Source organism: Cupriavidus sp. 05N40 (assembly GCF_056397305.1).
The window spans coordinates 34,383-47,463 of the sequence record NZ_JBFTND010000002.1; the positions used below are offsets into that span (position 1 = coordinate 34,383).

General features: G+C 68.0%; 12 protein-coding genes. 7 read left to right on the forward strand and 5 right to left on the reverse strand.

The window, feature by feature from the left end:
• Genes fliJ through fliF form a run of 5 tightly spaced genes read right to left on the reverse strand, consistent with a single transcriptional unit; the run spans position 1 to position 5,434 of the window.
• Positions 1 to 456, reverse strand: a complete 456-nt coding sequence (fliJ, locus tag AC1DO7_RS00750) for a flagellar export protein FliJ (RefSeq protein ID WP_441613935.1) — start codon at positions 454 to 456, stop codon at positions 1 to 3.
• The gene (fliI, locus tag AC1DO7_RS00755; RefSeq protein ID WP_477115682.1) at positions 449 to 1,912 is read right to left on the reverse strand and encodes a flagellar protein export ATPase FliI; all 1,464 of its coding nucleotides are present in this window, start codon (positions 1,910 to 1,912) and stop codon (positions 449 to 451) included. Before fliI ends, fliJ begins: the two co-directional genes overlap by 8 nt.
• Positions 1,905 to 2,759: a flagellar assembly protein FliH gene (gene fliH, locus AC1DO7_RS00760; RefSeq protein ID WP_441613937.1), complete on the reverse strand. Its 855-nt coding sequence runs from the start codon at positions 2,757 to 2,759 to the stop codon at positions 1,905 to 1,907. Before fliH ends, fliI begins: the two co-directional genes overlap by 8 nt.
• The gene (fliG, locus tag AC1DO7_RS00765; RefSeq protein WP_441613938.1) at positions 2,746 to 3,738 is read right to left on the reverse strand and encodes a flagellar motor switch protein FliG; all 993 of its coding nucleotides are present in this window, start codon (positions 3,736 to 3,738) and stop codon (positions 2,746 to 2,748) included. Before fliG ends, fliH begins: the two co-directional genes overlap by 14 nt.
• Positions 3,728 to 5,434, reverse strand: coding sequence for a flagellar basal-body MS-ring/collar protein FliF (gene fliF / locus AC1DO7_RS00770; RefSeq protein WP_441613939.1), 1,707 nt, complete (start codon positions 5,432 to 5,434; stop codon positions 3,728 to 3,730). The genes fliG and fliF overlap by 11 nt, the downstream gene beginning before the upstream one ends.
• Positions 5,435 to 5,934: 500 nt before the next feature.
• On the opposite strand from fliF, the gene fliE reads away from it, so the two are divergent.
• The 7 genes from fliE to AC1DO7_RS00805 all read left to right on the forward strand — a co-directional run bounded on the left by fliE (position 5,935) and on the right by AC1DO7_RS00805 (position 13,067).
• Complete coding sequence (gene fliE, locus AC1DO7_RS00775) at positions 5,935 to 6,261, forward strand: flagellar hook-basal body complex protein FliE (protein ID WP_441613940.1); 327 nt, start codon at positions 5,935 to 5,937, stop codon at positions 6,259 to 6,261.
• Between the two features lie 157 nt (positions 6,262 to 6,418).
• Positions 6,419 to 8,665: an O-linked N-acetylglucosamine transferase, SPINDLY family protein gene (locus AC1DO7_RS00780; protein ID WP_477115683.1), complete on the forward strand. Its 2,247-nt coding sequence runs from the start codon at positions 6,419 to 6,421 to the stop codon at positions 8,663 to 8,665.
• On the forward strand, positions 8,662 to 9,432 hold the full coding sequence (rfbF, locus tag AC1DO7_RS00785) for a glucose-1-phosphate cytidylyltransferase (RefSeq protein ID WP_441613942.1): 771 nt from the start codon (positions 8,662 to 8,664) through the stop codon (positions 9,430 to 9,432). The genes AC1DO7_RS00780 and rfbF overlap by 4 nt, the downstream gene beginning before the upstream one ends.
• On the forward strand, positions 9,423 to 10,505 hold the full coding sequence (rfbG, locus tag AC1DO7_RS00790) for a CDP-glucose 4,6-dehydratase (RefSeq protein ID WP_441613943.1): 1,083 nt from the start codon (positions 9,423 to 9,425) through the stop codon (positions 10,503 to 10,505). The genes rfbF and rfbG overlap by 10 nt, the downstream gene beginning before the upstream one ends.
• Positions 10,502 to 11,053 carry a dTDP-4-dehydrorhamnose 3,5-epimerase family protein gene (locus tag AC1DO7_RS00795; RefSeq protein ID WP_441613944.1) on the forward strand — a complete coding sequence of 184 codons (552 nt, stop codon included), beginning with the start codon at positions 10,502 to 10,504 and terminating at the stop codon, positions 11,051 to 11,053. Before rfbG ends, AC1DO7_RS00795 begins: the two co-directional genes overlap by 4 nt.
• Positions 11,050 to 12,285 (forward strand): methyltransferase domain-containing protein, encoded by a 1,236-nt coding sequence (locus tag AC1DO7_RS00800; protein ID WP_477115684.1) that lies wholly within the window; start codon positions 11,050 to 11,052, stop codon positions 12,283 to 12,285. Before AC1DO7_RS00795 ends, AC1DO7_RS00800 begins: the two co-directional genes overlap by 4 nt.
• Before the next feature lie 23 nt (positions 12,286 to 12,308).
• Positions 12,309 to 13,067 carry a WbqC family protein gene (locus AC1DO7_RS00805; protein ID WP_441613946.1) on the forward strand — a complete coding sequence of 253 codons (759 nt, stop codon included), beginning with the start codon at positions 12,309 to 12,311 and terminating at the stop codon, positions 13,065 to 13,067.
• Positions 13,068 to 13,081 lie beyond the last annotated feature (14 nt).

A 13,081-nucleotide genomic window follows, 5' to 3' on the forward strand; every position in this document is an offset into this window, starting at 1 on the left:
TTAGCGGTGGCGGCCCGCGACTTGCAGGCGGGCGGCGCGCGCGGCGTATTCGTCGGTGTCGCGCTGCTCGCGGCGCGAGATGGCTTGCTGCTCGCGCGTCTGGGCGCGGGTGATCAGGGTGTCGAAGGAGTTCTGGCGACGCTTTTGCTGCTGCCAGTTGGCGCGCCCGGCCAGCAGCTGGGCCTCCGCGCGCGCCAGCGATTCGGTCTGCTGGCGGATGGCGGTGTCGAGGGATGCCAGGAACTGCGCGAAGTCCTGCCAGCGCGTGGAGGTCATGCCGTCCTGCGCGATGGCCTGCATGCGCTCGCGGTATTCCTGCCGGTACTGGGTGAGCGCGGCCAGCTGCTGCTCGGCCTGGTTGCGCAGGCCCTGCAGCCGGCCCAGCTCGCGCGCGGCGGCATCCGTATCGTTCTGGGCCAGGTCGGCCAAGGTATTCAATGCAGATGGCTTAGCCATGTTGACTCCGTTCGAAGAGACTATGCAACTGGCCGATCGAGGCGTCATAGCCGGCGCGCTCGTGGATGTCCTGCTGGAGGAAGGCTTCCATCTGCGGATGCAGGTGGATGGCCAGGTCCAGTTCCGGGTCGTTGCCCGGCACATAGGCACCCACGCTGATCAGGTCGCGATTGCGCTGGTAGCGCGACATCAACTGCTTGAAGCGCCGCACCGAGCCGAACTGCGRCGSMTCGATCAGCGCSGTCATGGCSCGGCTGATMGASGCTTCCACGTCGATGGCCGGATAGTGGCCCGATTCCGCCAGGCTGCGCGACAGCACGATATGGCCGTCGAGAATCGCGCGCGCGGAATCGGCAATGGGATCCTGCTGGTCGTCGCCTTCGGTCAGCACGGTGTAGAAGGCGGTGATGGAGCCGCCGCCATCGGGGCCGTTGCCGGTGCGCTCCACCAGCGTGGGCAGCTTGGCGAACACCGAGGGCGGATAGCCCTTGGTGGCGGGCGGCTCGCCGATGGCCAGGGCGATCTCGCGCTGGGCCATGGCGTAGCGCGTGAGCGAGTCCATGATCAGCAGCACGTGGCGGCCCTGGTCACGGAAATACTCGGCCAGGCGCGTGGCATAGGCGGCGCCCTGCATGCGCAGCAGCGGCGAGGTATCGGCCGGGGCCGCCACCACCACCGAGCGCCTGCGGCCGTCTTCGCCCAGGATGTTCTCGATGAAGTCCTTCACTTCGCGGCCGCGCTCGCCGATCAGGCCGACCACGATGACCTCGGCGCTGGTGTAGCGCGCCATCATGCCCAGCAGCACGCTCTTGCCCACGCCCGAACCGGCGAACAGGCCCATGCGCTGGCCGCGGCCCACCGTGAGCATGCCGTTGATGGCGCGCACGCCGACGTCCAGCACGGTCTCGATGGGGGCGCGTTCGAGCGGGTTGATCTGCGCGCCGCCCAGGGTGACCTCGGTGGCGGCGGTGATGGGGCCGAGCCCGTCCAGCGGTCGGCCGGCAGCGTCGAGCACGCGGCCAAGCAGGCCTTCGCCCACCGGCAGGCGCTTGGACCCCGGCTCGCGCGGGGTGGCGTCGCCGCTGGGGCGCGGCGTGGGTTCGAGCGGATACACGCGCGCGCCGGGCACCAGGCCCACCACGTCGGATTGCGGCATCAGGTAGAGGCGGTCGGCGCCGAAGCCGACCACTTCCGCCTCGGCCATGCGCGGACCGGACGCCTTGCCGCCGGGCGACTGGCCCCCGGGCAGCTCGATCAGGCAATCGCTGCCCACCGGCATGCGCAGGCCGACGGCTTCCAGCACCAGGCCGGCCGCGCGCGTCAGGCGCCCGCAACTGCGCTTGCTGTCGATCTCGGCAATGCCGGCCGAGGCGGTGTTCAGCGCATCGCGCCAGCGCTGGCCATGCAGGCCCGGCACGGTGGGCGCGGCATCGGGCTTGGCAGCGTTGTCAGGCATGGGGCGGCTCCCACGGATCATCGCGGCCGAGCGCCTTGACCACGCGGCTCCAGCGCGTGGACAGCGTGGCGTCGAGCTCGCCGCTGGCGGCGCTCGCCACGCAGCCGCCACGGGCCACCGCGGGGTCGGCGCGCACGCTCCAGCCGGCGGCTTGGAGCTCGCCCGCCAGGTGGGTTTCCACCAGCGTCACGTCTTCGGCGTTGAGCAGCAGGCAGGGCGAGCCGGACAAGGCCGGCTCGGCGGCGAGCAGTTCGCGCACCGCCGGCAGCAGCACGCCGGGGTCGGCAACCACGGTCTGTTGCACGAGCCGGCGCGCCACATCCAGCGCCAGCGAGATCAGGGTCTGCGCCACTTCCTCGTCGACGCGGCCGAGCGCGTGGCTGAAGGTGGCGGCCAGCTCCTGCAGGCGGCCAGCCTCGGCGCGCGCGCCTTCCAGCCCGCGGGCATAGCCTTCACGGTGTCCGTCGCCATAGCCCTGGGTCTGGCCCTGGGTATAGCCCTGGGCGTAGCCTTCCTTGCGCGCGCCGTCGCGCATGGCTTCCAGCGCGGCGAAGTCGATGGGGGGCGGGGCGGGTTCCATCGGCATGAACTCGGCCGGTTCGGGCTCGGCCTTGCGCGGATCGAGCGAGACCATCTGCCAGCGCTGCCAGCCGCTCTTCTGCGGGGCGCGGCCGCCCGGCGGGGCAAAGCTCTCGAACTCGTCCTGCCGCGGGGCAGGACGGCTGCCCGCACGGCGGCCGTCGCCGCCATCGCCGCCGGCGCCACGCCGGTCGCCGCGGGTATTCGTGTAGGCCGGGTCCGCGGCAAAGCCGCGGAACTGGCCAAGGGCACGTTCAGACGTAGGCATCGTCGCCACCACCGATTACAACTTCTCCGGCTTCGGCCAGGCGGCGCACCACCTGGAGGATGTTCTTCTGCTCGGCCTCGACCTGCGAGACCCGTACCGGGCCCAGCGCATCGAGGTCTTCGCGCAGCATTTCGCCGGCGCGGGTAGACATGTTGCGGATGAACTTGTCGCGCAGTTCCGCCGGCGCGCCCTTGAGCGCGACGATAAGCGATTCGGTGGCCACTTCCTTGAGCACGCGCTGGATGCCGCGGTCGTCCACTTCGAGCAGGTTCTCGAACAGGAACATCTCGTCGATGATCTTCTGCGCGAGGTCGCTGTCGTGCAGGCGCACGCCCTCGATCACCGCTTCTTCGTGGGCCGTGCTCATCAGGTTGATGATCTCGGCCGCCGTGCGCACGCCGCCCATGCGGCTGCGCTTGAGGCTCTGGCCTGCCAGCAGCTTGGTCAGCACGTCGGTGAGCTCCTGCAGCGCACCCGGCTGTACGCCGCCGAAGGTGGCAATACGCAGGATCACGTCGTTGCGCAGGCGCTCGGTGAACATGCCGATGATCTCGGACGACTTCTGGCGGTCCAGGTGGATCAGGATGGTGGCGATGATCTGCGGGTGTTCGTCGCGGATCAGCTCGGCCACCGAAGTGGAATCCATCCAGTTCAGCGAGTCGATGCCACTGCCCGGGTCGCGCGACTCGAGGATGTCCTCGATCACGGACAGCGCGCGCTCCTCGCCCAGCGCCTTGTTCAGCACGCTGCGGATGAACGCGCTCGAATCGACGTTGAGCGCCAGGTACTGCTCGGTCTCCCCGCGGAACTCGGCCAGCACTTCGGCCATCTGCTCGCGGGTGACAGAGCTGAGCGTGGCCATGGCCTGGCCCAGGCTCTGTACTTCGCGCGGACCGAGGTGCTTGAATACTTCGGCTGCGGCATCTTCACCGAGCGACATCATCAGGATGGCGCTCTTCTGCAATCCTTCATCGGTCATCGCTAGACATCCAGTTCTTGATCACACTGGCAACCAGGCGCGGGTCGCGTTGCGCGGCGTCGCGCACCAGGGCGAGATCGCTTTCGTATTTGGCGGCGAGCCGCAGGACTTCCGGATTGGCCGGCTCTTCGGGCGGCAGCAGTACGGCCTGCTCCTCGTTCTTGTCTTGCGGCGGCGGCAGCGGCGGCGCGGTGTACTTGCGCAGCACCGGGCGTGCGATCTTGAACCACACGAACAGGGCCAGCAGGGCCAGCATCAGGTAGCCGGCGGCGGTCTTGGCCAGTGCGATCATGTCAGGCTGCTTCCACAGCGGCAGTTCGGGCTTGATCTCGGTGTCGGACGTGAACGGGCTGTTGACCACGTTGAGCGAGTCGCCGCGGTCTGCCGAGAAGCCCATGGCTTCCTTGGTCAGGTTCTCGATCTGCGCCAGCTGCGTGGCGGGCAGGGCCTCGGTCACCATCTTGCCGTTGGCGCCGGCCTTCTGGCGGTAGTTGACCACCACCGCCACCGACAGGCGCTTGACGCCGCCCGGCGCCTGCTGCACATGGCGCACGGTGCGGTCGAGCTCGTAGTTGGTGGTGCTGTCGCGGCGGCTGCTGCTCGGGCCGGACTGGGCGGTCGTGGTGGCGCCGGACTGCGCCGTTTGCGCGGCCTGGCCTTGCTGGCCGGGCTGCTGGCCAGGCTGGTTGGGCTGGCCGGGGCGCGGCGGCTGGGCCGTGGCGATGGGCGCGGTGGCCGGGGCGGGCGGCTGGTTGGACAGCGCGCCAGGCACGCCGCCGACGGGCGCCGCGCCTTGCTGGTTCGATTCGCTCGACTGCTGGCTGCGGATAGCCGCGTGGGTCGGGTCCTGGTTGGGCTTGAACGATTCGTCGGTGTGCTCGACGATGGAGAAGTCCACGTCGGCGGTGACCTGGGCCTTCACATTGTCCTGGCCGACGATCGGCGCCAGGATGGCTTCCACGCGCTGCGCGTAGTTGCGCTCCAGCGCCTGCACGTACTTGATCTGGCTGGCGTCGAGCATGCGCTCGTTGGTGCCGTTGCCGGACAGCAGGTTGCCGTGCTGGTCGACGATGGAAATGGACTTGGGGGTCAGTTCCGGCACGCTGGAGGAGACCAGGTAGCTGATGGCGGCAACCTGGCCGTCGTCGATGGCGCGGCCCGGGTAGAGCTGCAGCACCACCGAGGCGGTCGGCTTCTGGCGTTCGCGCACGAACAGCGTGGGCTTGGGGATGGCCAGGTGCACGCGCGCCGTCTGCACCGCCGCGATCGATTCGATCGAGCGCGCCAGCTCGCCTTCCAGGCCACGCTGGTAGTTGACCTGCTCGGCAAACTGGCTGATGCCGAACTTCTGCGTGTCCATCAGCTCCATGCCGGTGGTGCCGCTCTTGGGCAAGCCCTGGGAGGCCAGTCGTAGGCGGGTTTCGTGGACCTTTTCGGCAGGCACCATGACCGCACCGCCGCCTTCGGCGAACTTGTACGGCACATTCATTTGCTGCAGGGAGGCGATGACGGAACCGCCATCGCGCTCGGACAGATTGCTGTAGAGCACCTTGTAGTCCGGCGCCCGCGACCACAGCACGCCCACCGCGATGGCGGCGGCGAGCGCCGCGCCGCCCAGCATGAGGGGCAGGCGCGGATTGGTCTTGATGCGCTCGAACAGCTCGGATTTGCCCGACAGGGCTGTCACGGCGTTCATGCGCGCGCCCCCGTCACGGCCAGGATCGGCTGGGCCGGATGGCGGGCGCCGCTCTGGCTGCCCTGTCCACCCCGGCCAGCCTGGGCATTCCCGGCTGCGGCATGGCTAAGATCACGCTGCTGACAAAACACGCGTACTCCCCGCGATAGTTGATGAAGGTCGGGGCCGGGAGCGGGRCGCGGCAAGGCAGCGGCACCCCAGCTCCGGCACGGTACAGATCATCGGCCAAGGCGGGTATCGACAATCCTGCGAATAAGCCTCGTTTTCCACCCGATTTCCCGCAATGGCCCGTCCGGCGGGGCGGGTAGGCTTCGGGGGCTGGCAAAAAGGGCGGGTGCGGATGCGGTTTGTGGCATGCGCGGCGCACCGGCAGGCCGGCCGGYAGCGGCGGGGGCAAGCGCCCGCGCCATGTTCAATGACTTGACTCTTTCCGGAACCGGTTTTCCCCCGGGCGGGCTGCGGCCGGCGAAGGGGGCAGGGCGGGTTCCAAGCGGATCGCCATGACTACCATTTCTTCCCTCGACGGCATGCTGCAGCAACTGCGCGGGCTGGCCCAGAGCGCCACCGGCACGGAAAGCCCGGCCACCTCGGCCGCCGCCGCGCCCGGCAGCTTCGCCGGCGAACTGCAACGCTCGCTGGCGCGCGTGAGCGCCGTGCAGGAGCACGCCTACGGCCAGGCAGAATCGTTCGAACTGGGCAAGCCCGGCGTTGCGCTCAACGACGTGATGATCGACATGCAGAAGGCCAATGTGTCGTTCCAGACCGCGGTGCAGGTACGCAACCGGCTGGCGGCGGCTTACCAGGAAATGATGAACATGGCCGTCTGAGGGCCGCCGGCGTTTCCATCCGGTGGGGTCCGCAGTCGACGGGACCCACGACACGGACGCCGGGAACGTCGGGACAGGACGACTACTGCTAGCCGGTTTCCGCTGGCCATGCGCCGTGCCCAAGGTGTGCGCAGGTCGCGATTTTCAAGTCGATGCGATGAACAATTCCCCTACTGCTTCCAAGGGCGGCTCGAGAGCTGCCAGCCATGTTGCCCAGACCCGCGCCAGTTGCTTGGCCGGACGCTATCGCGACGCGCAGCGCCATGCGGACAAGGCCCTGAAGCACCCGGACACGGCTGACCAGGACGCCTATTTCTGGGCAGCCAGTGCCTATATGGGCGCGCAGAACTGGCAGCGGGGCCGCGAGCTGGTCGGCGCCGGGCTGGAGAAATTCCCTGACTCGGCGTTGCTGCTGTCGCTGCAGGGGGGTGTCCTGGCGGAAGACGGCGAATATGACCAGGCCAACGCCATGCTGCGCCGGTGCGTCGAARTCGACCCGCGGCTCGCCATCGGCTGGATCCGGCTCAGCTCGGTGCTCTTCCTGCAGCACCAGTACGTCGCCAGCCGCGACGCCGCGCTCAAGGCGCTGGAACTGGAGCCGGAGGATATCTTTGCGCTGACCACCTATGCCAGCGCCATGAAGGAAATGGGCTACGTACGGGAAGCCGTGGAAGCGCTCGGGAAGATCTCCGAGCTGTATCCCGATACCCCGGTGCACCGTCCCAACCTGCTGTTCACGATGCTCTTCGACGAGAAGAGCACGCCGCAGACCCTGCGCGCCGAGGCGGAGACCTACGCAGGCATGCTGGCCCGCAAGCGCCATGGCAGGAAGCGGCAGGGCCGCCCGCCGGCCTCCGGCCGCATCCGCGTGGGGCTGATCTCCAACGACCTCTACGCGCATGCTTGCGCCTACTTCATCATCCCGTTCCTGACCAACCTGGATCATGAGCGCTTCGAAGTGTCGGTGTTCTCCCTGAACGGGCGCAAGGACAACGTCACCACCAAGATCCGGCTCTATGCGGATCATTTCGTCGACCTGGCGGGCAAGTCGGAAAGCGAGATCGTGTCGACGCTCGACGCGGCGGGCATGGATGTCCTGTTCGACCTGGGCGGCTACACCACCAATTCCCCGCTGGTCTACCTGGCATACAGCCTGGCGCCGGTCCAGGTCACCTGGATGGGCTATCCGAGCACCACGGGCATGGCCCAGGTCCAGTACCGCATCAGCGACTGGATAGGCGATCCCGCAGGCAACGAGGGCAACTATACCGAGCAACTCCTGCGCGCGCCCGTGATCGCCAGCGTGTACTACCCGCTGGTGGCGACGCCGCTGCGGGTGTACGAGCAGCACATGGCAGTGCAGGAAACCCCCGCGCTCAAGAACGGATTCGTCACCTTTGGCTGCTGTATCAACCTCGCCAAGGTCAGCCAACGCACGCTTCGCCTGTGGAGCGCGGTGCTGGCCAGGTGCCCGGACAGCAAGCTGCTGCTGGAGTGCAGCGGGCTGGAGAAGGAGGAGGTCAGGCATCCGCTGCTGCATCGCATGGAGGCGGCCGGCATCGCCGCCGAGCGCGTCATCTGCGTGCCGCGCTCGGGCCTGAATCAGTACCGCCTGTACAACCAGATCGATGTCGTGCTCGATACGGCGCCCATGACGGGCGGCGCGAATACCTGCGACGCCTTGTGGATGGGCGTACCCGTGGTCACGCTGGCCGGCACGGCCTTCCACGAGCGTATTTCGGCGTCCTGCGTTCACGCGATCGGGCTGGACGGGCTGAGCTGCGGGACCGAGGAAGAATATGTCGAGGTTGCCGCCAGCCTGGCGAGCGATCCCGCCGGGCTGAACGCCCTGCGCCTGTCGATGCGGGCGAGGTTCGAGCAAAGCCCGCTGTTCGACGCGCCTGCCTTCACGCGCTGGCTGGAGGCGGAAATGACCGGGCTGGTCGGGCAATACCGGGAAGTGCCGCCGGCCGGCGCGGGCCTGGAGGAGGGGGTCTTCTTCGATGGCCAGTGGCACCCGATGGAGGAGATCGTCCTGGCGGTGGTCTCGCTGCTGCAGGAGCGGAACTACCTGGACCTGAACAGCCTGCTGGAGAACATCTCGGCCAAATGGAGCCGGCACTGGCTGGTGGCCTTTGCGCTGGCGGAGATGGCGCATGAGAGCGGCAACAAGGAGTGGTCACTCGACCTGCTGATCGAGAGCGCCGCCCTGAGGAAATTCTCCCTGCCGCTGTATCGCCTGCTCAGCCAGCGCCTGGACGAGTGCGGACGCGACAAGTCCGTCCTGGACCAGTTCCTGCAGCAATCGTTCGGCCTGGATCTGGCCTACCTGGACCGGCAACCCGTGCCGTCGATCGCCGAGATCGCCGGTGTCAAGGTCCTGCGCGAGGACGCCACGGCATGAAAGCGGTGATCCTGGCTGGTGGGCTTGGCACGCGGATCTCGGAGGAGTCGCACCTGCGTCCGAAGCCCATGATCGAGATCGGCGGCAAGCCGATCCTGTGGCACATCATGAAGACCTACTCCCACTACGGGATCAACGACTTCGTGATCTGCCTGGGCTACAAGGGCTACATCATCAAGGAGTACTTCGCCAACTATTTCCTCCACATGTCGGATGTCACCTTCGACATGAAGCATAACCAGATGGAGGTGCACCAGCGCCATGTCGAGCCATGGCGCGTCACCCTGGTGGATACCGGCGAAAGCACGCTGACCGGCGGGCGCATGAAGCGCGTGCGCGACTATGTGGGCAAGGAGCCCTTCTGCTTCACCTATGGCGATGGCGTGTCCGATATCGACATCGGCGCGCTCGTCGACTTCCACTACCGCCACGGCAAGCCGGCGACGGTGACCGCGATCCAGCCGCCGGGCCGCTACGGCGCGCTCAACCTCAACGGCGACATGGTCGAGAGCTTCCAGGAAAAGCCCGCGGGTGACGGCTCGTGGATCAACGGCGGCTATTTCGTGCTCGACCCTTCGGTGATCGACCGCATCGAGGACGACCGCACGAGCTGGGAGGCCGAGCCGCTGATGCAGATGGCCACCGACGGCGCACTGGCCGCCTACATGCACCGGGGCTTCTGGCAGGCGATGGACACGCTGCGCGACAAGACCTATCTGGAAGACCTGTGGGGTCGGGGTAATCCGCCCTGGAAAGTATGGAAATAGCGCAATTTGGCCACCTCTACCAGGGGCGCCGCGTTCTGCTGACGGGCCACACCGGCTTCAAGGGCAGCTGGCTGGCGCAGTGGCTGACCGGGCTCGGCGCGGAGCTGACCTGCTATGCCCTGCCGCCCCAGGCGGGGCATAGCCACTGGGACCTGCTGCAAGTCTCCGCCGCGGATGTCCGCGGCGATATCCGCGACATGGCGGCGCTGGATTCCGCGTTCGCCGCCTGCCGTCCGGAGATCGTCTTTCACCTTGCCGCCCAGCCGCTGGTGCGGCGCTCCTACAGCGATCCGCTCGAGACCTGGTCCACCAACGTGATGGGCACGGCCAACGTGCTCGAAGCATGCCGCCGCCACGCGGGCGTGCGGGCGGTCGTCCTCGTCACCACCGACAAGGTCTACGCAAACCGCGAGTGGGAGTGGGGCTATCGCGAGAACGACCCGCTCGGCGGCCACGATCCCTATGCGGCGTCGAAGGCCGCGACCGAGCTCCTGGCGGCAAGCTATCGCCAGTCCTTCCTCGGCGCCACGGACACGCTGCTGGCAACCGCGCGCGCCGGCAACGTGATCGGTGGCGGCGACTGGTCCGCGGACCGGTTGATCCCCGACCTGGTGCGTGCGCTGGCGCAGGGCAATCCGCTCGAGATCCGCTCGCCCCGGTCCACCCGTCCCTGGCAGCACGTGCTGGATTGCCTGTCCGGCTACCTGCTGCTGGGGCAGCGCTTGCTGGAGGGCGATGCGGCTTGCGCCGCCGCCTGGAACTTCGGCCCGGCGGCGGAGGGTAACTGTTGCGTCGAATCCGTGCTCGGCCGCCTCAAGGCGCACTGGCCGGAGCTGGCGTGGCGCGTGGCAAGCCAGCCGCAGCCCCATGAGTCGGGGCTGCTCGCGCTGGATTGGTCGAAGGCGCGCGCCCGGCTTGGCTGGACCCCGGTCTGGCAGCTGGACGAGGCGCTGGGCGCCACCGCCGCCTGGTACCGCCAGTTCCAGGCCCGTGGCACGGCAGCGACCCGTTCGCAGCTTGCCGCCTATGTCGAACAGGCGGCCTGCGCCGGACTCGTCTGGGCCGCCGCATGAAAACCGAACCGACAAACATCGAGGGTGTCCGCCTGGTGCGGACCGAGCCGTTCGCCGACCACCGGGGCGCCTTCGCCCGGATGTTCTGCGCGGATGCGCTGGCGGAAGTCATCGGCGCGCGCCAGGTGCTGCAGATCAACCATTCCCGCACGCGCCAGGCAGGCGCGGTGCGCGGCCTGCACTTCCAGCTCGGCGCGCACGCGGAAATGAAGCTGGTGCGCTGCCTGCGGGGGCGGGTCTGGGATGTCGCGCTCGATCTCCGGGCCGGATCTCCCACGTTCCTGCAGTGGCAGGCGTTCGAGCTGAGTGCCGGGAACGCGCTCATGGTGGCGATTCCGGAAGGCTGCGCGCATGGATTCCAGGCACTGGAAGCCGACAGCGAACTGCTCTATCTGCATACCGCGCTCTACACGCCGCAGGCCGAGGGCGGCGTGCGGCACGACGATCCGAGGCTGGGCATCAGGTGGCCGCTGCCGGTCACCGATGTGTCCGCGCGCGATGCGTCTCACCCTCTTCTGAATGCCGGATTCCCGGGGATTTACCCATGAACTGCCGTCACTGCACAACACCGCTCGAGCATGTCTTCCTGGACCTGGGCTTCGCCCCGCCGTCGAATGCCTACCTGGAGGTAGCCGACCTGGCCGCGCCGGAGGTGCATTTCCCGCTCAAGCTCTACGTCTGCAGCCACTGCTGGCTGGTGCAGACGGAGGACTATGCCCGCGAGGACGAGCTGTTCCGCGCCGACTACGCCTACTTCTCGTCGACCTCGAAGACCTGGCTGGAACACGCGGCACGCTATGCCGGCGAGATCACCGCGGACCTGGCGCTCGGTGCGCACAGCCATGTCATCGAAGTGGCGTCCAACGACGGCTACCTGCTGAAGAACTTCGTCGCCGCCGGCATTCCCTGCCTGGGCATCGAGCCGACCGCGGGCACGGCGCAGGCCGCCGAGCGGATCGGCGTGCCCACCTTGCGCGAGTTCTTCGGCGAAGCGCTGGCGCGCCGCCTGGCCGAGGCCGGAAAGCAAGCCGACCTGATCGCGGCCAACAATGTATTCGCCCACGTTCCGGACATCAACGATTTCACCCGGGGCCTCAAAGTGGCGCTCAAGCCCGGCGGCACCATCACGCTCGAGTTCCCGCACCTGCTGCGGCTGATCGAGCAGACCCAGTTCGACACCGTCTATCACGAGCATTTCTCCTACCTCTCGCTCCACACGGTCAGGCAGATCCTCGCCGCCGCGCAGCTGCGCATCATCGACGTACGCGAACTCCCCACCCATGGCGGCAGCCTGCGCGTCTACGCCTGCCACGCCGACGACGGCCGCGCCGAGCAGCCGGCGGTTGGCGCGCTGCTGGGCAAGGAGCAGGACTTCGGCTTGCGTGCGCTGGCCACGTACCAGGGCTTCCAGGACCGCGTCGACCGGCTCAAGGATGCGCTTACCGTGTTCCTGATCGAGCAAAAGCGCGCCGGCAAGCGCCTGGCCGCCTACGGCGCGGCAGCCAAGGGCAATACGCTGCTGAACTACGYGGGCATCCGGCCAGACCTGCTGCCCTACGTATGCGATGCCGCGCCGTCCAAACAGGGCAAGCATCTGCCCGGCAGCCACGTACCGGTGATGCACCCGGACCACTTGCGCGAAGACTGTCCGGATGTGGTCCTGATCCTGCCCTGGAACATCGCGGACGAAGTGGTCCGGCAGCACGGCTATATCGCCGAATGGGGCGGAACGTTCGCGGTCGCGGTCCCCGAAATCCGCTATATCCCTGCCGCGGCATGACGGCGCAGGACCCGATCCCAGACATGACAGATTCCCTCCATGGCACCCGCCTGGTGATATCGCAGCCCATGTACTTCCCGTGGGTGGGCATGCTCGAGCAGGTGCGGCTGGCCGATACCTTTGTCTTCTACGACGACGTGCAGTTCTCGCGCGGAGGATTCGGCAACCGTGTGCAGGTCAAGACGGCGCAGGGCATGCGCTGGATGACCGTGCCGTTGCGCGGGCTCCGCCTGGGCCAGCGCATCGACGCGGTGGAGGTCGACGACGGCACCGGCTGGCGCGCACAGCATCGGGAGCTGCTGCGGCAGGCTTACCGCGATGCGCCGCACGTGCAGGACATGCTGGCCCTGGTGGACGAAGTCCTGGCCTTGCCCACCACGTCGCTTTCCGAGCTGACCCAGGCTTCCATGCTGGCGCTCGCGGACTATTTCGGCGTGGCCGGCGGCAAGCCGTTCGCCCGCTCGTCGGCGCTCGGCATCCCCGGCGAGAAGAGCCAGCGCGTGCTGGATGTGTGCAAGCGGATGGAGGCAGGTCGCTACATCACCGGCCACGGCGCGCGCAACTATCTCGACCACGAACTGTTCGAGCGCAATGCGGTGACCGTCGAATACATGGACTACGCCATGCACCCGTACCCGCAGCGCCACGGTGCCTTCACCCCCTACGTCTCGGGCCTGGACCTGGTCGCCAACTGCGGCCGCGCCGGGGCGAGCCAGATCTGCTCCGGAACGATCGCCTGGCGCGACATGATGCAGCGCCAGGCGTGCGCGCCGGCCCACTGAACCCCAAGACTGAA

Coding starts and splice junctions, on each gene's coding strand:
- fliJ (WP_441613935.1), bottom strand. CDS start 456: ATGGCTAAGCCATCTGCATTGAATACCTTGGCCGACCTGGCCCAGAAC.
- fliH (WP_441613937.1), bottom strand. CDS start 2,759: ATGCCTACGTCTGAACGTGCCCTTGGCCAGTTCCGCGGCTTTGCCGCG.
- fliG (WP_441613938.1), bottom strand. CDS start 3,738: ATGACCGATGAAGGATTGCAGAAGAGCGCCATCCTGATGATGTCGCTC.
- fliF (WP_441613939.1), bottom strand. CDS start 5,434: ATGAACGCCGTGACAGCCCTGTCGGGCAAATCCGAGCTGTTCGAGCGC.
- fliE (WP_441613940.1), top strand. CDS start 5,935: ATGACTACCATTTCTTCCCTCGACGGCATGCTGCAGCAACTGCGCGGG.
- rfbF (WP_441613942.1), top strand. CDS start 8,662: ATGAAAGCGGTGATCCTGGCTGGTGGGCTTGGCACGCGGATCTCGGAG.
- rfbG (WP_441613943.1), top strand. CDS start 9,423: ATGGAAATAGCGCAATTTGGCCACCTCTACCAGGGGCGCCGCGTTCTG.
- AC1DO7_RS00795 (WP_441613944.1), top strand. CDS start 10,502: ATGAAAACCGAACCGACAAACATCGAGGGTGTCCGCCTGGTGCGGACC.
- AC1DO7_RS00805 (WP_441613946.1), top strand. CDS start 12,309: ATGACAGATTCCCTCCATGGCACCCGCCTGGTGATATCGCAGCCCATG.